Source organism: Methylobacterium sp. 391_Methyba4 (assembly GCF_029691625.1).
Lineage (GTDB): Bacteria > Pseudomonadota > Alphaproteobacteria > Rhizobiales > Beijerinckiaceae > Methylobacterium > Methylobacterium fujisawaense.
Window position 1 is genome coordinate 5,540,441 of sequence record NZ_CP121475.1, and the last position, 26,833, is coordinate 5,567,273.

At 69.9% G+C, this 26,833-nt stretch carries 23 protein-coding genes, 1 tRNA gene and 1 pseudogene; 12 read left to right on the forward strand and 13 right to left on the reverse strand.

The window, feature by feature from the left end; genetic code table 11:
- Positions 1-17: 17 nt before the first annotated feature.
- Positions 18-887: an NAD(P)-dependent oxidoreductase gene (locus P9K36_RS26070; RefSeq protein WP_043354879.1), complete on the reverse strand. Its 870-nt coding sequence runs from the start codon at positions 885-887 to the stop codon at positions 18-20.
- A 288-nt stretch (positions 888-1,175) separates the two neighbouring features.
- Between P9K36_RS26070 and P9K36_RS26075 the strand changes: the two genes are divergently transcribed.
- From P9K36_RS26075 to P9K36_RS26095, 5 genes are all read left to right on the forward strand, one after another.
- A complete protein-coding gene (locus P9K36_RS26075; RefSeq protein ID WP_043759762.1) occupies positions 1,176-3,236 on the forward strand; it encodes a carbon starvation CstA family protein in 2,061 nt (686 codons plus the stop codon).
- A gap of 10 nt (positions 3,237-3,246) precedes the next feature.
- Complete coding sequence (locus P9K36_RS26080; RefSeq protein WP_043354884.1) at positions 3,247-3,468, forward strand: YbdD/YjiX family protein; 222 nt, start codon at positions 3,247-3,249, stop codon at positions 3,466-3,468.
- A gap of 76 nt (positions 3,469-3,544) precedes the next feature.
- Positions 3,545-3,745 carry a DUF3606 domain-containing protein gene (locus tag P9K36_RS26085; protein WP_043354886.1) on the forward strand — a complete coding sequence of 67 codons (201 nt, stop codon included), beginning with the start codon at positions 3,545-3,547 and terminating at the stop codon, positions 3,743-3,745.
- 93 nt (positions 3,746-3,838) lie between these two features.
- Positions 3,839-4,273 (forward strand): tellurite resistance TerB family protein, encoded by a 435-nt coding sequence (locus tag P9K36_RS26090; RefSeq protein WP_043354888.1) that lies wholly within the window; start codon positions 3,839-3,841, stop codon positions 4,271-4,273.
- Between the two features lie 341 nt (positions 4,274-4,614).
- Positions 4,615-7,887, forward strand: a complete 3,273-nt coding sequence (locus tag P9K36_RS26095) for an efflux RND transporter permease subunit (RefSeq protein WP_043379305.1) — start codon at positions 4,615-4,617, stop codon at positions 7,885-7,887.
- 235 nt (positions 7,888-8,122) lie between these two features.
- Here P9K36_RS26095 and P9K36_RS26100 read toward each other — a convergent pair whose 3' ends face one another.
- A complete protein-coding gene (locus P9K36_RS26100; RefSeq protein WP_043354893.1) occupies positions 8,123-8,395 on the reverse strand; it encodes a hypothetical protein in 273 nt (90 codons plus the stop codon).
- 504 nt (positions 8,396-8,899) lie between these two features.
- Complete coding sequence (cynS, locus tag P9K36_RS26105; RefSeq protein WP_051044981.1) at positions 8,900-9,388, reverse strand: cyanase; 489 nt, start codon at positions 9,386-9,388, stop codon at positions 8,900-8,902.
- A 336-nt stretch (positions 9,389-9,724) separates the two neighbouring features.
- Here cynS and P9K36_RS26110 point away from each other — a divergent pair, with 336 nt between their 5' ends.
- The 7 genes and pseudogenes from P9K36_RS26110 to P9K36_RS26140 all read left to right on the forward strand — a co-directional run bounded on the left by P9K36_RS26110 (position 9,725) and on the right by P9K36_RS26140 (position 16,554).
- Complete coding sequence (locus P9K36_RS26110; RefSeq protein ID WP_052083925.1) at positions 9,725-11,590, forward strand: sigma 54-interacting transcriptional regulator; 1,866 nt, start codon at positions 9,725-9,727, stop codon at positions 11,588-11,590.
- 85 nt (positions 11,591-11,675) lie between these two features.
- The gene (locus P9K36_RS26115) at positions 11,676-12,959 is read left to right on the forward strand and encodes an EAL domain-containing protein (RefSeq protein WP_278306221.1); all 1,284 of its coding nucleotides are present in this window, start codon (positions 11,676-11,678) and stop codon (positions 12,957-12,959) included.
- A 177-nt stretch (positions 12,960-13,136) separates the two neighbouring features.
- Complete coding sequence (gene tsaE / locus P9K36_RS26120; protein WP_236961877.1) at positions 13,137-14,699, forward strand: tRNA (adenosine(37)-N6)-threonylcarbamoyltransferase complex ATPase subunit type 1 TsaE; 1,563 nt, start codon at positions 13,137-13,139, stop codon at positions 14,697-14,699.
- Between the two features lie 19 nt (positions 14,700-14,718).
- The gene (locus P9K36_RS26125) at positions 14,719-15,459 is read left to right on the forward strand and encodes a nucleotidyltransferase family protein (protein WP_043379300.1); all 741 of its coding nucleotides are present in this window, start codon (positions 14,719-14,721) and stop codon (positions 15,457-15,459) included.
- Positions 15,460-15,584: 125 nt separating this feature from the next.
- Positions 15,585-15,661 (forward strand) — tRNA-Arg (locus P9K36_RS26130).
- Positions 15,662-15,984: 323 nt separating this feature from the next.
- Positions 15,985-16,241, forward strand: a pseudogene (locus tag P9K36_RS26135) (transposase); the annotation flags it as partial.
- A 73-nt stretch (positions 16,242-16,314) separates the two neighbouring features.
- On the forward strand, positions 16,315-16,554 hold the full coding sequence (locus P9K36_RS26140; protein WP_278306222.1) for an integrase core domain-containing protein: 240 nt from the start codon (positions 16,315-16,317) through the stop codon (positions 16,552-16,554).
- Here the strand turns inward: P9K36_RS26140 and P9K36_RS26145 are convergent.
- The 10 genes from P9K36_RS26145 to P9K36_RS26190 form a co-directional block, all read right to left on the reverse strand.
- Entirely contained in the window at positions 16,514-17,971 is a 1,458-nt protein-coding gene (locus P9K36_RS26145; RefSeq protein WP_111473524.1) for an MmgE/PrpD family protein, read from the reverse strand. The two genes, P9K36_RS26140 and P9K36_RS26145, sit on opposite strands and share 41 nt — an antisense overlap.
- Positions 17,972-18,012: 41 nt before the next feature.
- Positions 18,013-19,341: an MFS transporter gene (locus P9K36_RS26150; RefSeq protein ID WP_236961874.1), complete on the reverse strand. Its 1,329-nt coding sequence runs from the start codon at positions 19,339-19,341 to the stop codon at positions 18,013-18,015.
- Positions 19,342-19,423: 82 nt separating this feature from the next.
- The gene (locus P9K36_RS26155; RefSeq protein ID WP_043379263.1) at positions 19,424-20,113 is read right to left on the reverse strand and encodes a 4-carboxy-4-hydroxy-2-oxoadipate aldolase/oxaloacetate decarboxylase; all 690 of its coding nucleotides are present in this window, start codon (positions 20,111-20,113) and stop codon (positions 19,424-19,426) included.
- Positions 20,110-20,835 (reverse strand): PIG-L deacetylase family protein, encoded by a 726-nt coding sequence (locus tag P9K36_RS26160; RefSeq protein ID WP_043759770.1) that lies wholly within the window; start codon positions 20,833-20,835, stop codon positions 20,110-20,112. The genes P9K36_RS26155 and P9K36_RS26160 overlap by 4 nt, the downstream gene beginning before the upstream one ends.
- Positions 20,836-20,998: 163 nt before the next feature.
- A complete protein-coding gene (locus tag P9K36_RS26165; RefSeq protein WP_043379259.1) occupies positions 20,999-21,895 on the reverse strand; it encodes a LysR family transcriptional regulator in 897 nt (298 codons plus the stop codon).
- Positions 21,896-22,157: 262 nt separating this feature from the next.
- The gene (locus P9K36_RS26170) at positions 22,158-22,325 is read right to left on the reverse strand and encodes a hypothetical protein (RefSeq protein WP_158498470.1); all 168 of its coding nucleotides are present in this window, start codon (positions 22,323-22,325) and stop codon (positions 22,158-22,160) included.
- Positions 22,325-23,581: an acyl-CoA dehydrogenase family protein gene (locus P9K36_RS26175; protein ID WP_043759773.1), complete on the reverse strand. Its 1,257-nt coding sequence runs from the start codon at positions 23,579-23,581 to the stop codon at positions 22,325-22,327. The genes P9K36_RS26170 and P9K36_RS26175 overlap by 1 nt, the downstream gene beginning before the upstream one ends.
- 43 nt (positions 23,582-23,624) lie before the next feature.
- Positions 23,625-24,395 (reverse strand): ABC transporter ATP-binding protein, encoded by a 771-nt coding sequence (locus tag P9K36_RS26180; RefSeq protein ID WP_043379252.1) that lies wholly within the window; start codon positions 24,393-24,395, stop codon positions 23,625-23,627.
- Positions 24,392-25,747: an ABC transporter substrate-binding protein gene (locus P9K36_RS26185; RefSeq protein WP_043759775.1), complete on the reverse strand. Its 1,356-nt coding sequence runs from the start codon at positions 25,745-25,747 to the stop codon at positions 24,392-24,394. The genes P9K36_RS26180 and P9K36_RS26185 overlap by 4 nt, the downstream gene beginning before the upstream one ends.
- The gene (locus P9K36_RS26190) at positions 25,744-26,832 is read right to left on the reverse strand and encodes a branched-chain amino acid ABC transporter permease (protein ID WP_043379245.1); all 1,089 of its coding nucleotides are present in this window, start codon (positions 26,830-26,832) and stop codon (positions 25,744-25,746) included. Before P9K36_RS26190 ends, P9K36_RS26185 begins: the two co-directional genes overlap by 4 nt.
- Position 26,833: the final 1 nt, after the last annotated feature.

Consider the following 26,833-nt stretch of genomic DNA (forward strand, 5'->3'; position numbering starts at 1 on the left):
GAGGGGAGCTGCCGCCCTCAGCGCTCCAGCCGGGCCACGAGGCTCGACGTGTCCCAGCGGTTGCCGCCCATGGCCTGAACCTCGGCGTAGAACTGGTCCACCAGCGCCGAGACCGGCAGCTTGGCGCCGTTGCGGCGGGCCTCGTCCAGCAGGATGCCGAGATCCTTGCGCATCCAGTCGACCGCGAAGCCGAAGTCGAACTTGCCCGCGTTCATGGTCTTGCCGCGGTTCTCCATCTGCCAGGAGCCGGCGGCGCCCTTGGAGATCACGTCGAGCACCGCTTCCACGTCGAGGCCGGCGCGCTTGGCGAAGTGGACGCCCTCGGAGAGGCCCTGGACGAGGCCGGCGATGCAGATCTGGTTGACCATCTTGGTGAGCTGGCCGGCGCCCGCCGGGCCCATCAGCCGGCAGGCCCGGGCGAAGGACCCGATCGCGCCCTCGACCTTGGCGTAGGTCGCCGCGTCGCCGCCGCACATCACGGTCAGCACCCCGTTCTCGGCGCCGGCCTGGCCGCCGGAGACCGGCGCGTCGATGAAGCCGAGCCCCTTGGCCTCCGCGGCCGCGGCCAGTTCCCGGGCCACCTCGGCGGAGGCGGTGGTGTGGTCCACGAAGACCGCGCCCGGCGTCATGCCGGCGAGCGCCCCGTCGTCGCCCAGCACGACGCTGCGCAGGTCGTCGTCGTTGCCCACGCAGGCGAAGACGATCTCGGCGCCCTCGGCGGCCTGCCGGGGCGTGGGGGCGAAGGCACCGCCATAGGTCTTCACCCAGGCTTCCGCCTTCGGCGTGGTGCGGTTGTAGACGGTGACGTCGTGGCCACCCTTCTTGGCGAGGTGGCCAGCCATCGGCCCGCCCATCACGCCGAGACCCAGGAATGCGACCTTCGCCATGGTTGTCCGCTCCTCGCAGGCCCGGACCGCGCCGGCGCCCTTCCTTCTCCGACGGCGGGCGGCGACGGAGCTCGGCAGCCTGGCCGTGAAGGGGGTCGGGGCCGTGCCGGAGACCCGATGTGACACATTGGGCGTCGTGCCGCCGCCGACGCTGCATCACAGCTCGGATCGCTTGCGTCAACGGCGGACCAATAGGATAACCCGCCCGTGTAGCCCGGGACCACGAAGTCCCAGCCGGAGCCCCCGCGCGTGGCCCCGTGCGCGAGGCGGTCGGTCAGGGAGTGGGACATGGGTACGGCGCTCGGCAGGCATGGGCCATGGGTCCTCGTGGGCGCCCTCGGCGCCGCGGCGCTGGCGATCGTGGCGAGCCAGCGGGGCGAGACCATCAACGCCCTCTGGGTCGTGGTCGCGGCAGTCTGCGTCTACCTGATCGCCTACCGCTACTATTCCCAGTTCATCGCCGACAAGGTGATGCGCCTCGACCCGAAGCGCATGACGCCGGCCGTGCGGCACAATGACGGTCTCGATTACGTCCCCACCAACCGCGGCGTCCTGTTCGGCCACCACTTCGCGGCGATCGCGGGCGCGGGCCCGCTGGTCGGCCCGGTGCTCGCCGCCCAGATGGGCTACCTGCCCGGCATGCTCTGGATCCTGGCCGGCGTGGTCCTCGCCGGCGCTGTGCAGGACTTCATGGTCCTGTTCGTGTCGATGCGCCGGGACGGCCGGTCGCTCGGCGAGCTGATCCGGGCCGAGCTCGGGACGATTCCCGGCATCATCGCGCTGTTCGGCACCTTCCTGATCATGGTGATCCTGCTGGCCGTGCTGGCCCTCATCGTGGTCAAGGCGCTCGCCGAGAGCCCCTGGGGCACCTTCACGGTGATGTCGACGATCCCGATCGCCATGCTGATGGGCGTCTATTCCCGCTATATCCGGCCCGGCAAGATCGGCGAGGTCTCGATCCTGGGCTTCGTCCTGCTGATGCTGGCGATCGTGGCCGGCGGCTCGGTGGCGGCGAGCCCGGTCTGGGGACCGGCCTTCACCTTCACGGGCCCGCAGCTCTGCTGGATGCTGATCGGCTACGGCTTCGTCGCCTCGATCCTGCCGGTCTGGCTGCTCCTCGCCCCGCGCGACTACCTGTCGACCTTCCTCAAGATCGGCACCATCGTGGGCCTCGCCCTCGGCATCGCCGTCGTGGCGCCGCACATGCAGATGCCGGCGGTCACCAAGTTCGTCGACGGCACCGGTCCGGTCTGGGCGGGCAGCCTGTTCCCGTTCCTGTTCATCACCATCGCGTGCGGCGCGGTCTCGGGCTTCCACGCCCTGATCTCGTCGGGCACCACCCCGAAGCTGATCGCCAGCGAGGCCGATGCCCGCTTCATCGGCTACGGCGGCATGCTGATGGAATCCTTCGTGGCGATCATGGCGCTGGTCTCGGCCTGCGTGATCGACCCCGGCGTCTACTTCACCATGAACTCGCCCGCCGCCCTGCTCGGCACCACGCCCGAGACCGCCGCCGCCGCGGTGACCAAGCTCGGCTTCGCCACCACCCCGGAGGTGATCACCCAGACCGCCGCCGATGTCGGCGAGCACACGATCATCTCCCGCGCCGGCGGCGCCCCGACGCTCGCGGTGGGCATGGCCCACATCATCTCGTCGGCCATCGGCGGCAAGGCGATGATGGCCTTCTGGTACCATTTCGCGATCCTGTTCGAGGCGCTGTTCATCCTCACGGCCGTGGACGCGGGCACCCGCGCCTGCCGGTTCATGGTGCAGGATCTGGTCGCGCTGGCGGTGCCGTCGTTCAAGAACACCACGTCGTGGGGGCCGAGCATCGCGGCCACCGCCATCTCGGTGGGGGCCTGGGGCTACTTCCTCTACCAGGGGGTGACCGACCCGCTCGGCGGCATCAACACCCTGTGGCCGCTCTTCGGCATCTCGAACCAGATGCTGGCCGCGGTGGCGCTGACGCTCTGCACGGTGGTGATCTTCAAGATGAAGCGCGAGCGCTACGCGTTCGTGACCATCATCCCGACCGCGTGGCTGTGCATCTGCACCCTCACGGCCGGCTGGCAGAAGATCTTCTCCGCCGATCCGAAGATCGGCTTCCTGGCGCACGCCCAGCGCTACGCGGCCGCCGCCGCGGAGGGCAAGATCCTGGCCCCGGCCAAGAACGCCGACCAGATGAGCCAGATCATCCTCAACGACCGGATCGACGCGGTGCTGGCGGCCCTGTTCATCGGCCTCGTCGTCGCCATCGCGGGCTTCGGCATCGCCGCCTGCCTGAAGGCGTGGCGCGCGGATCGCTGGACTGCCCTGGAGACCGAGCCCCACATGGTCCCGGCGGAGTAGGGGGAGGGCCATGCGGCAGCCGTCGAACCTGCGGGATCGCCTCCGGACGCTGTCCAAATGCGTCTGCGACGGCGCCCGGCTGATGGTGGGGCAGGGGGACTACGCGGCCTATGCCGAGCATGTCCGCCGCACCCATCCGGACCAGGCGCCGATGACCGAGGTGGAGTTCTTCCGCAACCGGGAGAACGCCCGCTTCGGCGTCGGCAACACCGCGGGCTTCCGCTGCTGCTGAACGCGGACCCGATGCGGCCCGGCCGGCGTTCTTCAGGCCGGAGGGCCGCCCCGCCCTCGCGAGACGCGGAGCACCGATGACCGACGAGAGCGTGCAGGCCCCGATCGAGCCCCGGGCCGTCAACATCGCCCATGCCTGGGAGCGGGCCTACTGGGCGCGCCGGTTCATGGTTCCGGTGGAGCAGGTCGAGGCCGCCGTGGCGGCGGTCGGCGACGATCCGGCCCGCGTGGCGGCCCATCTCGGGCGGGACTGGCCGGGCCACGAGCCCGCCACCTGAGCGCTCGTCCTCCACGATCCCGGGCTTAAGCTCGGCCGCATCTTGACTCGGCGGCCACAATATCCGCCATCTCAGGCCCGACGGGAGGTCGGCATGAGCATTTTCCAGGACGCCATCCTTCGGTTTGGCCGCACGATCATGTCGTATGCGGGCGACGCGGTCTTCCTGCAGGCTGCGGTTTCGTCCGCCGCCAACGTCATCGTGGCGGATGGGGACGTGGGCGAGGAGGAGATCGAGTCGGCCATCACCGGCATTCGCGCCAACCCGATCCTCGAGAAGTCGTACGACACGCTGCGCGTCGAGCAGGAGCTCTATGAGGCGATCGCCCGAGCCAAGACCCGGGCCGGGCGCATTGAGAACCTGCGCCACGTCGGCGCCATCGCGGAACGGCCGATCGAGCAGCGCCAGGACGTGTTCCTGATCGGCGCCGACGTGGCCGATATCGACGGGATCAGCGCGGTCGAGCACAAGGCGCTCGACGAGATCGCCGCCGCGCTGCAGGTCGACAAGTCCGCGCTGCTGCGGTGATCCAGAGGGCGCAGCGCCCGGCAGGCGCGGGGACGCTGCGCCGAGATGTCTCGCCAACCCGCCCCCTCATCCTGAAGGGCCGGAGCGCCGCGGAGGCCTCGAAGCAGACCGCCAGTCGGCGCCGCGATCCCTGGCGCCCGCCTTCGAGTCCCGCGACGCGGGCACCGCAGGATGACGGCGCAGCGGGATGCGGGGCATGAGAGGGGGGGGCGACCGCAACCCTGCGGCGATGCGGTCCGGCCCTTGCTTGACCGGACGTGATCGCGAAACAATCCGGGTCTAGCCGGTGAGCCGGTACACAGCGCGGAATTGCCGGCCCGCGGCCGGCCGGCGGAGACCGCATGGGCCTCGTCCTCTACGCCCTCAAGTTCCGGATCACGACCTACGTGCTCGCCGTGCTGATGATGCTCGGCGGCGTCGGCGCGATCCTTGTCACGCCCAAGGACGTGCTGCCGGTCGTCGACATCCCGGTCGTCGTGGTGGTCTGGACCTATACCGGCTTGTCGGCGCCGGAGATGGAACAGCGCATCACGACCTACGCCGAATACGGGATCTCCAATAACGTCAACAGCATCCGACGGATGGAGTCGACGACGCTCCAGGGCACGGCGGTTCAGCGGATCTACTTCGACCCGTCCGTCAGCCTGGATCTCGCCATCGCTCAGGTGGTCTCCTCCACCAACTCGATCCGCGCCGTGATGCCCACCGGCACGCAGCCGCCGGTGATCGTGCGCTACTCCGCCTCCTCGGTGCCGGTGATCCAGCTCGCCCTGACCTCGGCCAAGCAGAGCCTCAACGAGGTCTACGACTACGCCCAGTACCGGATCCGCCAGACCCTCGCGCAGGTCCCGGGCTCGACCCTGCCGTCGCCGTTCGGCGGTGCGCCCCGGCAGATCATGGTCGATCTCGACCTCAATGCCCTCCAGGCGCTCGGCCTGACGCCGCTCGACGTCACCAACGCCATGACGGCCCAGAACCTGACGGTGCCGTCCGGCCTCGCCAAGATTGGCGAGCAGCAATACCCGGTCCAGCTCAACGGCACCCCGCCCTCGATCGAGACCCTGAACCTCGCGCCGATCAAGGTTGTGGCCGGCCAGCCCGTGCTGATGCGCGACGTCGCCTATGTCCGCGACGGCGGCCCGCCGCAGGTCAACGTGGTCAGCGCCGACGGCCAGCAGGCCGTGCTGATGCAGATCATCAAGAACGGCAACGCCTCGACGCTGAACGTCGTCAACAACGTCAAGGCGGCGATGCCGACGATCCGCGCCGCCGCCCCCGACGGCCTGTCGATCAAGCCGCTGTTCGACCAGTCGGTCTTCGTGTCGAACGCCATCGAGGGCGTGCTGCACGAGGCGCTGACCGCCGCGGCCCTGACGGGGCTGGCGATCCTGCTGTTCCTCGGCTCCTGGCGCTCGACCATCATCGTGCTGATCTCGATCCCGCTCTGCGTGATGACCTCGCTCGCGGTGCTGGCGGCGCTCGGCGAGACCATCAACGTGATGACGCTGGGCGGCCTCGCCCTGGCGGTGGGCATCCTGGTGGACGACGCCACGGTGGCGATCGAGAACACCTACCGGCTGTTCGAAGAGGGCGAGGAGTTCCGCGAGAGCGTGGTCCACGGCGCCGCCGGCATCGCCAAGCCGGCGCTGATCTCGACGCTCGCGATCTGCGCGGCCTTCACGGCGGTGTTCGCGCTGACCGACACGCCGAAATACCTGTTCACCCCGCAGGCGCTCGCGGTCGTGTTCGCGATGCTGACCTCCTACCTGCTCTCGCGCACCCTGGTGCCGCTGCTGATCGACGTGATCGTGGCGCCGGAATACCGGCAGAAGCACGCCAAGGACCGGGCGGAGCACGAGGCCCCCCGCCGGGGCCGGATCGCCCGGGCCGCCGGTCTCGTCGGCGCCCCCGTGATGCGGCTCGCCGGCTGGATCCATGGCCACTTCGAGCGCGGCTTCGCGCGGTTCCACCGGGGCTATGTCGGCCTGCTCCACGCGGTGCTGCGCCACCGGATCGTCACCGTCGGCGTCGTCGGCGGCGTGCTCGGGCTGACCGGCGTGCTGTTCGCCTTCGTGGGCCAGGATTACTTCCCGCAGATCGAGGCGAGCCAGATGACCCTGCATCTGCGCACCCGCACCGGCATGCGCATCGAGACCGCCCGGCAGGTCTTCGCCGAGGTCGAGGGTACCGTCCGCGAGGTGATCCCGGCGGATGAGATCGATCAGATCCTGCAGAATCTCGGCCTGCCGTCGAACAACTACAACTTCGCGTTCTCGGACGGCTCGTTCGTCTCCTACAATGACGGGCAGATGCTCATCAGCCTGAAGGAGGGGCACGGCCCGGTGGCCGGCTACATGAAGCGCCTGCGCGACGTGCTGATGAAGCGCTTCCCCGACGTGACCGTCTATTTCCAGCCCGCCGACATGATCACCCAGATCCTGAATTTCGGCGTCCTCACGCCGATCGACGTGCAGGTCTCAGGCCGGCACAAGGAGAAGGATCTGGAGGTCGCCCAGCGCATCGTCCAGCGGCTGAAGCACACGAAGGGCCTCGTCGACGTCCACCTGCAACAGATCGTCAACGCGCCGCAATTCTACGTCGACGTCGACCGGCGCCTCGCCTCCGAACTCGGCCTCACCGAGCAGCAGGTGGCGCAGAACATGAACATCTCGCTGTCGGGCAGCTACCAGGTCACGCCGAACTTCTGGCCCGACCCGAAGACCGGCATCCCCTACCAGCTCTGGGTGCAGACGCCCGAATACCGCAACAGCTCACTCACCGACCTGCGCAACACGCCGATATTCGTGCGGGCGGCCGCCACCTCCGGCTCGGGCCCCGGCGTGCTCACCCTGCTCTCGAGCCTCGCCGACATCCGTCGGACGCCGACGCAGACCATGATCAGCCACGTCAACATCCAGCCGACCTTCGACATCTTCGCCTCGGTGCAGGACCGGGACCTCGGCACGGTGGCCCGCGCGATCGACGCCATCGTCCAGGACGAGCAGAAAAACCTGGAGGCGCCGGACAAGATCGTGGTGCGCGGCCAGATCGAGAACATGCGCTCGGCCTTCTTCCGCCTGGAGATCGGCCTCGGCATCGCGCTGATCGCCGTCTACCTCTTGATGGCGGTGAACTATCAGAGCTGGGGCGACCCGTTCGTGGTGATCGCGGCCCTGCCGATGGCGTTCTGCGGCATCACCTTCGCGCTGTTCGTCACCGGCACGACCTTCTCGATCCCGTCGATCTTCGGGGCGATCATGTCGGTGGGCATCGCCTCGGCGAACTCGATCCTGCTCGTCACCTTCGCCAAGGAGCACCGGGAGGCGACGGGCTGCAGCGCCCTGGAGGCGGCGATCACCGCGGGCGAGACCCGGCTCCGGCCGGTGCTGATGACCGCCTCGGCGATGTTTTTGGGCCTGATCCCGATGGCGCTGGGCACCGGCGAGGGCGGCGAGCAGAACGCGGCGCTGGCCCGCGCCGTCATGGGCGGCATCGCCTTCGCGACGCCCGCGACCCTGCTGCTGGTGCCGTTCCTCTACGTGCTGATGCGCGGCGGTCCGGCCCGGCCGGTGCAGGATTACCTGGAGCCGGAGGGGCGACCGGCGGCGGCCTGAGCGCCGGACGCGCGGCTCTCGCCTCCCTCGCGTGGGGAGGCCTTGGAGGTGGGGGTGCAGGCGGCGCCGGGACGCTCGATCCTGCACCTTCCCGAGCCCCACCCCATAAGGAGGAGGGGAAACGGCTCACCCCTCCTTGAACCCGCATTCCGGCGTGTCGTCGGCGTTGCCGTGATACGTCTACGGCAGGAACAGCCTCGGGCCGGCGTGGTGGCGTCGTGCGGTGCCTATCCGATCAGTAGCGCCGCTCCATCCGTCGCTCGTGCCGGTCCATCCTCCGGTCCTGCCGGTTGACCTGCCGGTCCATGCGTCGCTCGTGTCGATCCATCCTGCGATCGTGCCGACGCTCCATGCCGAGGGTCTGCGCCTTGAGGATCAACCCGTCTGCGACGCCGGCCGCCTCGACCGCAGGCCGAGATGTGCCGAAGGGCGCTGCCATCGCACCGCTTCCCAGGCCGAGCGCGAGGGCTGCGGCGACGGAAAACCCCGCCAACTTCAGATGCGACATCGCCCTCTCCCTCGCTTGGTCGTTGCCGTCAGGACCGACCCTCGCAGTCTTGCGGATTTTTCGTGCGCTGCTTGATCGACGGAGACAATCCGAACGGAATGCGGCGCACGCCAGGGCGCGACAGCGCAGTCGGGATCGTCGCGGATCGGAGGCGTCCGGCGGATTGACGGGATCGATCAGGTTCAGGCCCTGACGGACGCCGCGCGCGCCCTGCGGCCTCCGGGGCGACGAGATCCACGCCATCGCTTGCCGGAGCCGCGCTCCGCCCCCTTGCGGGGTGGAGTTGGAGGTGGGGGCGCAGGATCAGGCGGTGCGGTGCCTTCTGCACCGCCCCACCCGTGACCCCTCCCGGCAGGGGGAGGGGATGCGCGCTGCCCTGTCGGAACGGGGTGTCAGACCGAGCGGTGTGGATCCGGTGGTCCGCAGGGGGAGAGGAGCGGCGGGCGTCGGTTCGGAACCGCCACGCCCGGACACCGCTGCGCCGTGCGGACCGCACGAATGTCCTCAGCCCTCCTTGAAGCCGTATTCCGGCGTGTCGTCGTCGTTGCCGTAATACTTGTACGGCAGGAACTTGCCCGACATGGTGAGCTTCACCCGGTCGCCCTTGTTGTTGGCCTCGCGGGCCATGTCCATGTTGAAGTCGATCGCCGACATGATGCCGTCGCCGAACTCCTCCTGGATCAGCTCCTTGAAGGTCGTGCCGTAGACCATCACCAGCTCGTAGAACCGGTAGATCAGCGGGTCGGTGGGCGGCAGCGACGGGATCGAGCCGCGGTAGGGCGGCTCGTTGAGCATCCGCTCCTCCGCCTCGGTGAGGCCGAAGAGTTCGGCCGCCCGCTTGGCCTGGGCCTTCGGCAGCTTCATCTGGCCGAGGCACGCGGCGGTGATCAGGAACGGCGACAGGCCGCCGATCGCCTCGTGGATGTGCTTCCAGGTCCAGCCCTTCTCGCGCTTGATGTCGAGAAGCTTCTCGGTGAGGTCCTCGCGCTTCATGGTCGGCTCCTGGGTTTCAATCTGCGATGGGTTCGGTGAGGCCGCGTCGTCCGCGGCCCCACCCACCCCGATGCGGGGTGCGCGTCCGGATCGCGACCGGTGAGGGGATACGGTCGCGACCGGACGCGGACATCCGCCGATCATCGGCCTGGCCGCTATCGGGAGCGGCGCCGGCCGACGGGCGGACCCCCTCCACGGCGCAAGCGGTATGCCAGCCGCGGAAATTCCGGAATCGCCAGCGCCGGCAGGAGGTTGGCCGGCCAGTGCGAGAATCACGACATCTCGTTGGAAACGAGATATCGTCAGACCATGACGACATATCGTGACACCGGCGAGATGGGCGCGTTCGGAGCAGTCTTCGAGGCGAGCCCGGATCCCCTGCTGGTGCTCCTGCCCGAGGAGGACCGGATCGCCGACGCCAACGCGGCGGCGGCGCGTCTGCTCGGTCACGGGCGTCCGGCGCTGCGGCGGGCCCGGGCCAGCGCGCTGTTTCCGGGCCAGCTCGCGGCCCTCACGGCGTTCACCCAGGCCGTCCTGGCGAAAGGGCATTGGTGGACGCGGACCCTGGCGCCCCGCGACGCGGCGGGCCGCGACCTGCGGGTCGAGACCGTGGCCTTCCCGCTTCCGGGCGAACAGATGCGCCTCGTCGTGGCGCTCGCGGATCCGGACGCCCTCCACCGCCGTCAGGTCGACGGCGAGGCCGAGGCCCATATGCGCGCGGGCCTCTCCGAGTGGCAGCGGATGGAGCGGATCTTCCGCGACATCGAGCGGGGCAACCAGCTGATCCTGCGCGCGGCCGGGGAGGGGATCTACGGTGTCAACGCGGAGGGCGTGACCACCTTCGTCAATCCGGCCGCCGCGCGCATGCTCGGCTGCGAGGCCGCCGACCTCGTCGGCCGGGACATGCATGCCGCCGTGCACCACACCCGCGCCGACGGCAGCCACTACCCCCATCGCGACTGCCCGATCTACGCGGCGTTCCGCGACGGGATCGTGCATCAGGTCGATCACGAGGTCTTCTGGCGCGCCGACGGGACGTCCTTCCCGGTCGAGTACACCTCGACGCCGATCCGCGACCGGGGGCGCCTGCTCGGCGCCGTCATCGTGTTCCGCGACATCAGCCAGCGCCGGGAGGCCGAGGCCCGGCTGACGAGCGCGCTCGCCGAGGTCGACTCCCTTCGGGAGCGCCTCGAGTTGGAGAACGCCTATCTCAAGGAGGAAATCCGGGCCGAGCGCCAGCACCAGGGCATCATCGGCCGCTCCCCCGCCATCGCGGCCACGCTGCGCCAAGTCGACCTCGTGGCCGGAACCGACGCCACGGTGCTGATCACCGGCGAATCCGGCACCGGCAAGGAACTCATCGCCCGGGCGATCCACGAGGCGAGCCGCCGCAGCGCGCGCCCGATGATCCGGGTGAACTGCGCGGCGATCCCCCGCGAGCTGTTCGAGAGCGAGTTCTTCGGCCATGTCAGGGGTAGCTTCACCGGGGCGCTGCGCGACCGGATCGGGCGGTTCGAACTCGCCGATGGCGGCACGCTGTTCCTCGACGAGGTCGGCGAGATCCCCCTCGACCTCCAGGGCAAGCTGCTCCGCGTCCTGCAGGAGCGCTCCTTCGAGCGGGTCGGCGAGGCCCGCACCCGCGCGGTGGACGTGCGCGTGGTCGCGGCCACCAATCGGGACCTGCGCGCCGAGGTCCGGGCGGGCCGCTTCCGGGAGGATCTCTACTTCCGCCTCAACGTCTTCCCGATCCAGGCGCGGCCCCTGCGCGAGCGGCCCGAGGACATCCCGCCGATCGCCCTGCACCTGCTCCGGGTCGCCGCGCGCCGCCTCACCGTCCCGGAGCCGCGGCTCTCGGAGGGCGATGTCCGCCGCCTCTGCCGCTATCCCTGGCCCGGCAACGTCCGCGAGCTGGAGAACGTGATCGAGCGGGCGGTGATCCTCTCCGCCGGGGGCCGGCTCCGCCTCGATCTGCCCGACGGCGAGGCGACCGGGCCCACGGACCCGGCCGCACCGGCCGCGGCGCCCGGCGGCCGGCCGGCCACGGAGGCCGAGCGCCGCGCCCGGGATCGCGCCGAGATCGTCGCCGCCCTGTCCCTGGCGGGCGGCCGGGTCTCCGGGCCGGGCGGCGCGGCCGAGCTGCTCGGCCTGCGCCCGACGACGCTCGCCTCGCGGATCAAGGCCCACGGGATCCCGCGCGGCTGATCCGGCAGGTCCTTGATCCGATCTTAAGATCGCTGTGCCAGGGCTCGCTCCGGCCTTCCCCGTCGACGTCGCAGCGCCCCGGCCGATGCAGGATCTCTCCGAGCCCGTCACCCTCCCGGCCGGCGCCGTCCTGTTCGAGGAGGGGGCGATCGGGCACTCTGCCTACCTGATCCTGAGCGGGCGCATCGCGATCTTCCAGCGGCGCGACGGCGGCGAGTCGGTGCTCGGCCGGCGGGGGGCCGGCGAGCTCTTCGGCGAGATGGCCATCCTCGACGCCCTCCCGCGCTCCGCCGGCGTCCGCGCCGAGGAGGACTGCGTGCTCGTGCCCGTGGGGGCGGCGCAGATCCGCCAGCGGCTCGCCGGCGCCGATCCGATCCTGCGCCTCTGCCTCGAGGGGCTCATCGCCCGGTTCCGGGAGACCCTGCCGCGCCTCGGACCGGCGGTGGCGGGGAGCCGGCCGGCGGCGCTGTCGCCGGCCGCCCGAGCCGATTTCGACGCGACTGTCGCCGCCCTCGCGCAGGAGCGCGCCTTGCGGCGGGCCCTGGCCCAGGACGAGTTCGCGCTGTTCCTGCAGCCGATCGTGCGGCTCGCCACCGGGCGGCTCGCCGGCTTCGAGGCCCTGATCCGCTGGCACGATCCCGAGCGCGGGCTCGTGCCGCCCGCGGCCTTCATCCCGGCCGCCGAAGCGAGCGGCCTGATCGTCGCCATCACCGCCTGGGTGATCGGCGAGATCGGCCGGATCGTGCCCCCGATCCTGCAGGCCGGCCTGCAGGCCCCCGCCTCCGTCGAAACCTCCCTGTTCGTCAGCTTCAACGTCACCGCCCAGGACCTCGCCCGGTCGGACATTCCGGGCCTGATCGACGCGATGCTGCGCCGGACCGGTATCGCCCCCGGGGCCCTCAAGCTCGAGATCACCGAGAGCACGCTGATGCAGGATCCGGCCGGCGCCGCCGCCGCCCTCGCGCGCTGCCGCGCGGCCGGCCTCGGCATCGCGGTGGACGATTTCGGCACGGGCTATTCCTCGCTCAGTCATCTCAGCGCCCTGCCGATCACCACGCTGAAGGTCGACCGGGCCTTCGTCCGGGCGATGCTGGCGGAGCCGCGCGATCGCCGGATCGTCCAGACCATCCTGCGGCTCGCCGAGGAGATCGGGGTCGCGGCGGTCGCGGAGGGCATCGAGGGCCGCGCCGAGGCGGAGGCCCTGGCGGCGATGGGCTGCGCCCTGGGCCAGGGCTACCATTTCGGTCGTCCGATGCCGCAGGCCGATGCCTTTGCGGCGGCGGCTGCCTGGGATGCCCTGCGCTGGCGGTGCGGGCCGGCCGAATTGGCCGATTCCGGGCGGCAGGGGGGCCACGGCGCCCAGATCTGAGGGAGTCCGGGCCTCGGCGGCGACGTTTGCCGCCTCCGCGAGCGTGGTTTCGATGCACCGGGCCGGCGGGAAGCGCGCGGCTCCGGGCGGAAACGCTTGCATCCGGTGCGTGTTTTCGGACCATGCGTCTTCGGGTCTCGGAGGCGGGCTTTGGGCGGAGACGAGCGGGACGGGCAGATGGCCGATGGGGCGGCAGGCGCATCCGCGCGGCCGGTGCCCTGGGAATTCGTGCTGCCGGACGAGACGGCCACGGAGGATCTCGGCCTGTTCCTCTCCGAGTTTCTGCTCCCCGGCGACGTCGTCGCCCTGTCGGGTGGCCTCGGCGGCGGCAAGACCACGCTCGCCCGCGCGGTGATCCGCGAACTCGCCGGCGACGCGCAGCTGGAGGTTCCGAGCCCGACCTTCACGCTGATCCAGCCCTATGCGGCCCGGGATGGTCGGCCGATCATCCATGCCGACCTCTACCGGCTGCGCGACCCCGACGAATTGGTGGAACTCGGCTTCGACGAGATGGCCGAGGGCGCGATCACCCTGGTCGAGTGGCCGGACCGGATGCCGCCCCGCGACGGTCCGGTGCTGACCGTCGACCTGTCCCTGCGGGCGGAGTTCGGCCCCGAGGCGCGGCTCGCCCGGATCGACGGCACCGGCGGCATGCGCGCCCGCCTCGATCGGGCCCGGGCGGTGCGCCGCCTCCTCGACCGCAGCGGGTGGGACATCGCCGAGCGGACGCTGATGCAGGGGGACGCCTCCTCCCGCGCCTACGAGCGTCTGACCAAGCCCGACGGCACCCGCGCCGTGCTGATGATCGCGCCGCCTCGGCCGGACGGGCCCCCGGTGCGGGACGGCAAGCCCTACAGCGCGATCGTGCACCTCGCCGAGAGCGTCCACGCCTTCGTGGCCCTGGACCGCGGCCTGCGGGCGCTCGGCCTCTCGGCGCCCAAAATCTACGGCGAGGACCTCGCCGAGGGCCTGCTGATCCTCGAGGATCTCGGCAGCGAGCCGGTGATCGAGGGGGGCGCCCCGCGGCCCGAGCGCTACGCCGAGGCCGTGCGCGTGCTCGCCAAGCTCCACGCCAACCCGCTCCCCTCGGCCCTGCCGGTGGAGGACGGGATCGAGCACGTGCTGCCGCCCTATGACATGGAGGCGCTGCTGTTCGAGGCGGAACTGATGCCCGAATGGTACGCGCCGGCGATCCGGAACGTCCGCCTGACGGCGGAAGCGCGGGCGGCGTTCGTCGACCTGTGGCGGGAGGCGCTTCAGGGCGCGATCCCGGACCGGCCGACCTGGACCCTGCGCGACTATCACTCCCCGAACCTGATCTGGCTGCCCGAGCGCGACGGGCTGGAGCGGGTCGGGCTGATCGACTTCCAGGACGCCGTGATGGGCCACCCGGCCTACGACGTCGCGTCGCTGCTGCAGGATGCCCGGGTCGATTCCAGCGCCGAGTTCGAGCTGCGGCTGCTCGGCCTCTACGCCCGCGAGCGCCGCGGCCGGGACCCGGCCTTCGATGTCGGGGCCTTCGCCACCGCCTACGCGCTGCTTGCGGCCCAGCGGGCCACAAAGATCCTCGGCATCTTCGCGCGCCTGGACCGGCGCGACGGCAAGCCCGGTTATCTCGCCCATCTGCCGCGGATCGAGGGTTATCTCGCCCGCAACCTCGCCCATCCGGCGCTCGCCGGACTGCGGGCGTGGCACGCGGATCATCTGCCGGGCCTCGTCGCTCCGGCTCCCGAACCCTGACCATCGGATTCCCGACCGCATGAGCGAGCCCGCCCCCGCCGTCAGCCGCGCCTTCGTCCTGGCCGCGGGCCTGGGCAAGCGCATGCGGCCGGTGACCGCCACGGTGCCGAAGCCCCTGGTGGAGGTCGCCGGCAAGGCTCTGCTCGATCACGCCCTGGACCGGGTCGCCGAGGCCGGAATCGGGACCGCGGTCGTCAACGTCCACTATCTCGCCGACCTGATCGAGGGGCATCTTGCGGGCCGGACCGAGGGGCCGGCCACGCTCGTGTCCGACGAGCGTGGAGCGTTGCTGGAGACGGGCGGTGGCATCCGCAAGGCCTTGCCGCTCCTGGGCGCGGGGCCGTTCGTGGTGCTGAACTCGGATTCGTTCTGGCTCGAGGGGCCGGCCTCCAACCTGCGCCGGTTGATCGAGAGCTGGGATGGGGACCGCATGGATGGCCTGTTGCTGGTGGCCCCCACCGCCACCAGCCTCGGCTACGAAGGGGCCGGTGACTTCGTGATGGACCCGGACGGGCGCCTGGAGCGGCGCGGCGAGCGTGAGGTGGCGCCCTTCATCTACGCGGGCGTGGCGATCCTCACGCCGAGCCTGTTCGCGGACACGCCGACGGGCGCCTTCTCCCTCAACCTGCTGTTCGACCGGGCGATCGCGGCGGGGCGGCTTTTCGGGATGCGGCTCGACGGCCAGTGGCTGCATGTCGGAACGCCCGAGGCGATCCGGGCCGCCGAGGAGCGCGTGCGGGCGAGCGCGCGGACTCCGTAGGTCCGGGGGAGCGAGGTGGGACGCATGGGCCGCGCAAGTCGTTGTCCAAAGTGTCTTGCCAAGCCGGATCCGAGCCTCTAGAAGCCCCTTCACACCGGCGGGCCAAGACCCCGCCGCCGTGTCAGGCGCCCGTAGCTCAGCTGGATAGAGCACCAGACTACGAATCTGGGGGTCAGAGGTTCGAATCCTTTCGGGCGCGCCATCACCTAGCTAAGTCTCAATACATTCCCGAACGCACCGGGTTAACGCTGTGGGTAACAGTGGAACCACTCGGTAACGGCGGACGCCTGCACCGGATGCGCGAGCGGCGTTCGTGAGGTCGGGACATGATCCGGCAAAGCTCGCTTGCTACTGCCGAGCTTGTCGGTGGCCTAAGCCCCCACTGACCTTCCACGCTCGCCTCGCCACACCTCCGACCGTAGCGGGCGGGCGTGGATGCCAGGGAGATCGCGAAATGCGACTCCTCCTTTGGCCGCTGGCTTGCCCTCGTTCTGAAGCGAGAGTCCGTCGATCAGGGGACGGACGATGAAGAAGAGCCGGTTCAGCGAAGCGCAGAGCATCGGATCCTGAAGGAGCAGCAGGCCGGATTGCCGGTTGTTGAGGTCTGCCGCCGTCGCGGCATCGGCGACGCGACGTTCTACACGTGGTGCTCGCGCTGGGGCGGCACGGAGGTCTCGGATGCGCGCCGGCTGAAGGCGCTCGACGAGGAGAGCCGTAAGCGCAAGACGCTCCTGGTCGAGGCGAGGCTCGACGTGGCCACGCTGCGCGAGGCTCTGGAGAAAACCTTCTGACGTCCAGTGCACGCAGCAGAGCGGCTTCGTCGAGGCCCTTAACGGCCGCTTGCGCGACGCGTGGTTGAGCGAGCAGCTGTTCCGGAGCCTGCCGGCGGCTCGGACCATGGCCGAGGTGTGGCGGGCAGACTGCAACACCTGCCGCCCTCACACGAGCTTCGGCGGGCTCAACCCCGAACGCATCTGCAACCCGGTCCGAGCACGACCAGAACCGGAACGGGCTCTGGTTATGAACGAGGGCAAACAGGGGGCAAGGTCCCCCATCAGGAAGCGATCAAACTCCGCAGCCCTCGAACGTCGGTGAGGTTTTCAAGGTCGTTGAGACGCGTGATCAGCGCGTCGGCGCGCGGCACACCGAGCACCGGCGTGATGAGGTCGCGCACCTTCGCGTTCACCCGCTCCGTATTCAGGGGGTTCTCCTTGGTCCCGGGCGGAAACTTCGTGAAATGTTCCAGCCTCCTCCCGTCGGTGAGGGTCACCTCGACCCGCGCGCTGCGCGGGGCCTCCCGCGTCATCAGGCCGGGATCGCCCACCACCTCCACCTTCTCGCGTGCGGACCGAATCGAAGGATTCTGCATCAGGCTCGCATCATGGCTGTCCGTGAAGGAGACGGCTCCTCTCACAAGCGCCAGGGCGACGAGATGCTGGCAGTTCACATCCGGCATGGCGCTGTGCCCGACGATGCCAACCGCGTCGGTCGGCAGGTGCACGACGATCCGCTGCACATCTGCGGCGCGCAGGCCGTGGCGCTCGCGCAAGGTCAGGATTGCATCGAGGGGCGACTGGATCGGATACCCGACCGAGAAGGTCTTGATCGCGGTTTCCGAGATGAAATACCGGCTTCCGAGCCCATCCAGCATCGCTTCGGGCTTGGGGTCGGTCGAGAGCGCGATGAACAGATTGTGCGTGCCGTCGAGGACGTCGGCGACGCCAGTCAGGCCGGCCTGGACCATCGTGACCGCGGTGACGCCGTTGCGGGCGCCCATCCCGGCGAAGTCGAAGGCCTTCTCGATATGGTCCTCGTCCTTGACCCAGCTCCAGAGCCCGGAGACCTGCTGGGCCGCATAGGAGAGCGCGAAGCGCGTGCGCCGCTCGTCGAGGCGGGCGAGCGCGGCCGCTGCGCCCAGGGCCCCGAAGGTGGAACTCGTTCCCTCGGCGCTCCGGTGGGAGCCCCGGACGAGATCCGGCCCGAGCGCCAGGAGGAGACGGCAGCACAGATCGTAGCCGAGAACGACGGCGCGGATCATGTCCTGACCCGAGCGGCCCTCCTTCTCAGCCATCGCGAGAGCCGCCGGCACGGTGGCCGAGCCGGGATGCGCTTTGGTGACAGGCTCGAAATCGTCCGTCTCGTCGGCATGGGCGCACATGGCGTTGGCGAGGGCCGCGTTGATCGCGGTGGTGCGCAGATCCGAGGCCACGACGGTGGCCTGATCGATGCCGCCGAGGCTGCGGACATAGGCCGTCGCCATCTCGCCTGGCCGCATGCGAGCGCCGGAGATCATGGCGCCGAACGTGTCGAGGATGCGGTGCTTGCAGGCCAGCACGACATCCGGCGGAAGCGGCCTGTCGCGTGCCTCGACCATGTAGCGGGCGAGCCGTCCGGTGATCTCCGCCCCGGCCGGGGCCGCCCGGGCCGGCACGGCGGCGGTGGCGAGGAGGCCGCCCGCCGCCTGCAGAATCCTTCTCCGGCTCGTTCCGCGTGCCGCGGTGTCCTGGGCCATGCCGTGCTGCTCCCTGAGCCCTGCCGTGGGCAGCGTGGCCCTCATGCGTCGGTTCGAGCGAGATGGGGCGTCACGGCGTGACCGTCTGCCCGGCCGGGCGCAACGGGGCGCGGGTCCCGGGCGCCCGGGTCACCGTGCAGATCCGCGCCGGCGGTCTCCGGGAGAAGAAGGGTCGCGCAGAAGGCGACGCCGTAGGCGCAGAGGGCGCAGGCGCCCATCGCGGTGCCGAGCGGCAGGCTGGCCGCCAGGATGCCGACCGTGGCGGGCACCACCGAGCCGAACCCGCGTCCGCCACCGAGGCAAAAGCCCTGGCCGCTCGCCCGGATCGACGTGGGGAACAGCTCCGCGAAGGTCGGCAGCATGCCGGCGGCCAGGGCGCCCTGGAACGCGCCCAGGAAGAAGCTCAGCACGATCGTGGTGCCGAGGCCGATCGGCGCGAGCAGGAGGATCGCGACGTTGCCCGATTGCAGGACGAGGAACGTCATGAAGGCGGGACGGCGGCCGATCCGGTCCGACAGCCAGCCGTAGAGCAGCGGGCCGACGAGGGAGCCCAGGATGTTCATCGCGAGATAGCCGGTGCTCGACTTGATCGAGAGGCCGAGGGCCGTCCGCAGATAGGTCGGCAGCCACGTGATCATCACGTAGGCGCCCCCGAAGATGCCGGTGGACATCACCGCTGCCGCGAAGGTGCGGCGCAGATGCCGGCCCGTGAAGATCGTCCAGACCGGCGGCGACACCGCGCCGTCGGATTGCGCGGCCTTTGCCTGCATGTAGATGCCGGATTCCGGCACGAGCCGGCGGATGAAGAAGACGAGGCCGGCCGGCACGATGCCGAGGGCGAAGAACACCCTCCAGCCCATCTCCTCCGAGAAGAGCGCGGCGATGACCGGCAGAAGGCTGACCGAGATCGCGTAGCCGACCGCGTAGCTGCTCTGGACAGAGGCCGCGACCCGGCCCCGAAGGCCTGGCCTGATGACCTCACTGATCAGCACCCCGCCAACGGCCGCCTCGCCGCCATAGCCGACGCCCTGCAGGAACCGGACGGCGGCGAGCGACCAGAAATCGCTCATGAACGCGGCGAGGCAGGTGAAGCCGGCTACCATCAGGATGGTGAGCTGGAGAATCCGGACCCGGCCGATTCGGTCGGCCAGGATGCCGGCGGCCCAGCCGCCGACCGCGGCGCCCGCGAGGGAGGCAGTGGCGAGGTAGCCGGCCTCGGCCTGCGTGAGGCCGAGCGTTGCGATGAGGGCCGGAATGACGAGCGCGTAGATCGTCGTGTCCATGGCATCGAGGCCGAAGCCCGCGAAGCAGGCCCAGTAGGTTCGCCGCTCCGTATCGTCGAGGTCGTGGTACCAGCCGAGCTTCATCATGGTGCGTTTCCTCCTGGCACGACGGATCGTGCCCTGCGCCGCCTCTTTCGGGCGGTCTGCCGGGCGCCCGGGTACGGGGGCGTCAGTCCTGCGGATCGTCGACGTATTCCAGGCCGGCGGCCGCGAGGGTCTCGCGCATCCGGTAGAGGTCGAGGCCGAGTTCGCCCGCGGCGAGGCGGGCGCGCTTCGCCTCCTCGTTGGCGGTCCGGGCGTCGGCCTTCTCCGCCACCGCGGCCGCGTCGGCGCAAGGCACGACCACGACGCCGTCGTCGTCCGCCACGATCGCATCGCCCGGCCGGACCAGGGCGCCGGCGCAGACCACCGGGACGTTCACGCTGCCGAGGGTCGCCTTCACGGTGCCCCTGGCCGAGATCGCGCGCGACCAGACCGGGAAGCCCATCTGCTTGAGGGTCCGCACGTCGCGGCAGCCCGCGTCGATGACGAGGCCGATCCCGCCGCGGGCCTTCAGCGAGGTGGCGAGGAGATCGCCGAACATGCCGTCGGTGTTGTCGGTGGTGCAGGCGACGACGAGGACATCCCCCGGCCGGCACTGCTCGATGGCGACGTGCAGCATCCAGTTGTCGCCGGGCTGGGCGAGCACCGTGACGGCCCTGCCGGCGATGGCAGCACCTTCCCAGATCGGACGCATGTACGGCTTCAGCAGGCCCGTGCGTCCCTGGGCCTCGTGCACGGTGGAGACGCCATGCCCGGCGAGCCGCTGCGCCACCTCGGGCGCGAGGCGCGGAATGTTGCGGACGACGACGTTCCTCATGACAGCACCTCCGCCGCCATCGGGAAGAGCCGCTGGTAGGCCTCGCCGTACGTCATCGCCGTGCCGGAGTTCCGGCCGCCCTGGACGCCGCGGTTGAGGGCGACGCGCTCGTAATAGTCCCAAAGGTGGCGCTGGGCGGCGAGCACCCGGAAGGCCCGCTGCTTCGTCGCCCAGACGGAATCGATGTTGAGGATCACCTGGGGCTTGAAGTTGCACTGCTCGGGCTGGTGCGGCTCGAACAGGAAGACCGGCGGCGCGCTGTAGCGGCGCTCGTGGTCCGGCTTATGGCCGGCGGCCTGTGCGATGACCCGCGCTTCCTGGGCGAGATGGGCGGCGACTGGATGGTCGAAGTTGTAGGGATCCTCCAGCGCGTGCGTCAGCACGAAGGCCGGATTCAACTCGCGGTAGACATCAACCAAGCGGTCGAGCTCGGCCTCGCCCACGCGCAGGGGATAATCGCCGACGTCGAAGAACTCGATTTCGGCGCCGAGGATCGCGGCGGCCTCCTCCGCCTCGGCACGCCGCTGCGCCTTCACATCGTCGAGGCGCACGCCGGCCGACTTCCAGGCCCACTGGCTCTCGCCGCGCTCACCGTAAGAGAGGCAAACGATCTTGAGGCGGTAGCCCTTCGCTGCGTGGAGCGCGATGGCCCCGCCTGCTCGCCAGACGAAATCGCCGGGGTGGGCGGTCACCACGAGACCTGACTTGGGAACTGACGTCATGGCCGTCGGTGTCCTCCCTCATTCCAGCGGCGAGGCAGGACCTGCGCGCTGTCTTCAGGATCGATGACTAGTAAACGCCCATGTATGAGACAAATGAAATGATTGCAGTTTTTATTGCATAAAATCGATAAATGGGTGCGATCCCACGGCCCGCCGTCCCCGCTCAGACCGTCTGAAAATACTCGCGGAAGATCCGCGCCAGACGTTCGGCCGGCGACGACAGCGTGTGGCCGCGGCGAGTGACGATGCCGATCGTGCGCGAGATGCTGGGCCCTCGCAGCGGCACGGCGACGAGGTCGCTGCCGGGTGCCGTCTGGAAGGCAAGGCGCGGGACCACGGTGATGCCGAGGCCGCCGAGCACGAGGCCGATCGCCGTGGCGACGCGGTGAACCTCGTATGTCCAGCCCATCTCGGCATAGCGCCCGCCGAGCCCGGCCGCGATGAGCAGGTTGTTGCCGGTCTGCTCGCCGATCTTGACCAAGCGCTCGTCGCGCAGATCGCTCCATGTAACCGCTTTTTCCCCCGCGAACCGATGACCGGCACGACAGACGAGCACGAAGGGCTCCTGATGGATCGGAGCGATGTCGAGGTCGTAGTGCTGGGCGGACATGATGGTAACGCCGAACTCCGCCTCGCCCGCCCGCACGCGCTCCACGATGGCAGTCGCCGAATGGTCCAGAATGCGTACGAGCACCCCTGGGTCGCGCTGGCCGAAGCGCTGCAGGATGAGGGGCAGGTGAGAACTCGCGATGGTTGGCAGGCACCCGATGCGGACGAGGTCCTGGCTCTCGCGCCCCTGCGCGCGCAGCTTTCCGAAGATCTGGGACAGCTCCTCGACGATGCGCTGAGCGCTCGGCAGCAGGTCGACACCGGCGGGGGTCAAGGTGACCTGGCGCGTCGTGCGGGCGACGAGCTTCACCCCGAGTTCGTCCTCCAGCTTCTTGAGGCGATGGCTCAAGGCGGCCTGGGACAGGTTGAGACTGGCCGCCGCTCGGTTGAAGCTTCCCCAGTTGGCGATGCTGAGAAAGGCTTGGAGCCCCAGGAAGTCCACGCGCTCCATCGTGCCCTACGTCCCACGCGCGACCGCGCTGTCCATCGTGCGGAGTGACATGCTTGCGGCTCGGCGAGAAGCTGCCCCTGTCCGCACGCTCGGGACCGGATCATGCGGCCAAGCCCATCGCACGGGCACGATGCCGCGTTTGCGCATCGGCGGAGACACTGGCCCATTCGCTGCACCGGCGATCGGTGGGTAAGGCCCTGCGGATGACAGCTGTGCCGGCGTTCAAGCCGGTCTGATTTCCGCGTCAGACCTTTGCTTCGCATCAGAGCTTTGCGAAGCAGGCATTGGCGCTGGAGCGCTTCCGCTCCGGTCGGCCGTGCGCCGCCTCGTCGGGGCTGACGCCGCTGCAGGACTGCAGCGGCGGCCGGGCGACCGCGGCCTGCGCCGCCTGTCCGACCTGGCCGTGCCCGCGGGCATCGTACTCGCCCATTACGTGCCGCCGGACAGAGCGGGCGATCGACCGATCTTCCACTGGAACGGGGGCTCGGTGCCGTTCACGGCGAAATCCCCGACGATGCGGTCCTTGTAGATCCGCGGATTGTGGGACGCGATCGTCCGGGCGTTGCGCCAGTGTCGGTCCAGCGCGAGACCGGACCGGGTGGCCGACGCGCCCAGGGCGTCGAACAGGATCGTTCCTGCGTCCAGGACGAGTCCGGTGAGAACGCTCTGGGCCTGCGCCAACTCGATCTCCGCCCTCACGTTGATCGCATGGGCTTCCTCCTCCCGCACAGCACCGATGCGGGCGTCGTAGGCGCGCTGGACGGCCTCCGCAGCCCGCAGGGTGATGGCGCCGGCGGCATAGGCGAGGCCGTGGACCCGCCCGACCACCTGGAGCACCTGCGGATCGGAACGCGGCCGGGCCCCCGCCGCATGGGAATAGGTCCGGTTGCGGTCCCGGACGGCGCTCGTCACCTCCGTGGCCGCGGCCCGGGCGATGCCGGTGAGGGTGGCGAGATGGACGGCCTGGAAGAAGGCCGGCCCGTAGGAGAACCGCGAGGCGGTCGGAAGCGGATCCCCTAGAACGTCGGCATCGTCGAAGACGGTCGAACCGCTGGCCGTGAGCCGCTGGCCGAAGCCGTCCCAATCGTCGACGATCTCGAGGCCCGGTCCTTTCGCCGCGACGATGGCGGAGGTCTCTTCGCCATCAGGACCGGTGCCGACCACGTCGATCCAGTCCGCGAAGAGAGAGCCGGTCGTGTAGAATTTCCGACCCGTCACGCCCCACCCCGCACCGCTGCGATGGATGCGGGTTTCGAACACGCCGACTTTGGCCGGGCCGGTCTCGGACCACGCTCCCCCGAACAGGTCGCCCGCCGTCAGACGCTGGATCCACCGCGCGCGGCGCTCGTCTTTCGGGCTGCCGACGGTGTCCTCCGCGAAGCCGAAATGATTTCGCAACGCCTGAGGCAGGTTGGAATCGGCCTCGGCCAACTCGGCGAGGAGCGCGAACAGGTCCGGCAGGCTCGCCCCGAACCCCCCCTCGGCCTCGGGGACCCGAAGGGCACCGAATTTCGCGTCCCGCAACGCGGCGAAGGCCGGATAGGGAAGGTCTCGGTTCCGTTCCCGTTCGATGGCGCCCTCGCGGATTTGGGCAAAGAGCGGCCGAAATCGCCCCGCGAGGGCCTCGTAGCGCGGGCTCGGCGCGACCCCCCAATGGGCAGATCCCTGTCGTTCCGAAGCAGTCATGGCGGTCTCGTGTCCTCCGGATGCGATGGGAGCCGGGCGTGGGTCAGTGGCGTGTCGGCGTGGCGCCCGGCTCACCGAGGTAGAGAGCGTCGAGCCGGCCGCTGGCCGAGAGGTCGCGGCCATTCCCGGTCGCGACGACGCGCCCGTTCTCGAGCACGACCGCGCGGTGGGCGTGCTCCAGGACGAGGTGAGCGCTCTGCTCGGCGATGAGGAGGCTCAGCCCCTCTTCGCGGTTCAGGCGAGCGAGGCTCTCGAAGATCTCGGCGACGACGCGGGGGGCGAGGCCCATGGAGGGCTCGTCCAGCAGGAGCAGCTTCGGACGCGTCATCAGGGCGCGGCCGATGGCCACCATCTGCTGCTCGCCTCCCGAGGTCAGTCCCGCCCGCGTATGCCGGCGCTCCCTGAGGCGTGGGAACCACGCGTAGATCCGCTCCAGATCGCGGGCGAGTTGCGCTCGGCTCGGTCGGCGGAGATAGCCGCCGATCTCCAGGTTCGTCTCGACCGTGAGCTGGCCGAAGACGTGCCGGCCTTCGAGCACCTGCACCAAGCCCCTTCGGACGAGGCTGGCCGGATCGAGCCGCGCGGTCGCTTCCCCCTGCCAGCGGACGTGGCCGCGGCGAAGTGAGCCGCGCTGCGCACCGAGCAGGTTCGAGATCGCCCTGAGCGTCGTGGTCTTCCCGGCGCCGTTCGCGCCGAGCAACGCCACGATCTCTCCTGCACCGAGGGAAAGGGAGACGTCCCTCAGCGCCAGGATGGCGTTCCCATAGACGGCCTCGATGCCGTCCACCTCGAGAAAGGCAGCCGGCGCCGTCATCGCGCGATCGCCTCGGCGGTCTCCTCGCTGCGGGGCGTGATGCCCTTCTCCCGGGCATAGGCCGCGGCGCGCTCGTAGATGCGCGGAAGGAGCAGGTCCCGGTCGGACTTCACCCAGCCGTGGCTGACCACCGCCCATTGCGTGCCGTCCCACTGCAGCACCTTGCCGGCGCCGCCTCCCTCATGGTCCTTCACCGAGAGACGGAGGGGCTGCACCAGCCCTTCCGCGCCCAGCGCCTTCAGGCGGGGCTCGTCGAGGACGAGGTGCTCCAGGCCCCATTGCCCTTGTGCGCCGTCGATCGGCTTGCGGCCAAAGCGCCCCTGCGCCGTCCGGATGGCCTCGACGGCGATGATCGCTTCGATCACGCCGGAATTGTAGTAGACCGATCCGAAGCTCTTCGGGTCCTTCAGGTCGCTCAGGCCCTTGTCGACGATGGCGGCCTTGATCTTCTTGAGGATCTCGAAGTCCTGCCCCGCCGGGAACGGTGTGATGGCGCGATATCCCTTCCCGACGCTGCCGGCCGGGCGCACGTCTTCCTCGGAGCCCGACCAGATCCCGCCGATGATGTGATCGACGGGGAAACCCGTCTTGGCGGCGGTCTTGATCGCCACCGGCGTCATCACGCCCCATCCCCGCAGGAACACCCAATCCGGCTTGATCTGCCGGATCCGCGCCCATTGCGCGGACTGGTCGTTGCCGGGATGCGGCACCGCGATCTGGATATTCTCGAAGCCGTAGGTCTTGGCCAGAAGGTCGAGGGGGATCTGCGTCTCCTTCCCATACGGGCTGTCGTGGTAGACGGTGGCGATCTTCAGGCCCTTGAGCCTGTCCTTCCCGCCCACTTGCTCGGCGATATAGTTGATTGCCGAGGAGGCCTCGCTCCAGAAGCTGAACAGAACCGTGAAGCTGTAGGGAAACACGCGGCCGTCGATGGCCTCCGTTCGGCCGTAGCCGGTGGTCACGAGGGGGATCTTGTCGGCCACCGACTTCTCGGTAAGCGCCTTCGAGACCGGATCGCCGTGGGGCAGGAAGAGGGGCACGGGCGAGCCGTCACGGCCGCCTTTCACCCGCTCGTAGCACTCCACGCCCTTCTCGACCGCCCATTCGGTCTCGCACTCGTCCCAGAACAGCTTGACGCCGTTGATGCCGCCTTCGACCTCGTTGATGTAGCGAAGGTAATCGATGGTCCCGGCCCAGACGGGAATGCCGGACGAGGCGTAGGCGCCCACGCGGAATGTTGGGAGCGGGAAGTATTGCCGGGCCGCGTCTCCGGCCGGGGCCGTGGTGACCGTGCCGGTTCCGAGAAGGGCGGCCAGCGCAACGATGCGCATGGTCCGTGCGAGGCGGGTCATCTGTCTTCTCCGAGAGGGTCAGGTCGGTGGGCCAGACGGCGCAGGCGGTCTACGAGGCTCCCGAGGAGCGCGGCGAGGCCGTTCGGCTCCTTGATCAGGAAGCCGATGATGAGGGCGCCGAAGACGACGCGCTGGAGATTGGCGATCTGCCCGCCGTCGAGGCCCGTTCCCAGGATCGTGCCGGACAGGTGCGAGAGCAGGATCGGCGTGAGCACGATGAACGCTGCGCCGAGGAAGCTTCCCGACAGGCTGCCCAGACCGCCGACGATGATGATGAACATCGCCTGGAACGAGCGATCGAGATCGAAGCTTCGGGCATCGACCGTGCCGAGATAGGCGAAGGCCCAGAGTGCGCCGGCCACGCCGCTCACGGCAGCCCCGACGAAGAAGGCCGACAGCTTCGCTCGGGATACCGGGACGCCGATGATCGCGGCAGCCGTCTCGCCGTCGCGTACGGCGCGCCAGTCGCGGCCGGTCCGACTCCGCACCAGCCGCCACGCCACGGCCGTGACGACGACGACGCTCGCGAGCGTCAAGGCGTAACGCCCGGCCGGGCTCGACAGATCGCGGCCGAGCAAGGCCAGATGGGGGGCCGAGATCGCGCTCGACGTGGCGTAGTTCGAGAACCAGCCGACCTGATTGAAGGTCCACGCGATCAGGAACTGCGCCGCCAAAGTCGGCGCCACGAGGTAGAACCCCCTGATCCGCAGGCTCGGCAGGCCGACGACGAGGCCGACGAGGCCGGCGATCAGCCCTCCACCGAGCAGGCTGAAGGGCAGCGGGAGCACCGGCACCCTGAGCAGGAGGTTGTAGGTTGCGTACGCGCCGACCGCCATGAAGGCGCCCGTGCCGAGGGACGCTTGGCCCGCGAAGCCCATGGTCAGGTTCAGGCCGAGGCCCGCCAGCGCCATGATCAGGAACGGAATCAGGATCGCGTTGTACCAGTAGTCGTCCGCGACGACCGGCACCGCCACGGCGGCGATGGCAAGGGCGGCGAGAATGCCCGCTGCCCGGATCGGTGAACCGGCCGGCGTGGACGTCGCGGCGAGGGCGCGGCCGTCGAGGGCCGCGGCAGCGGGAGGCATC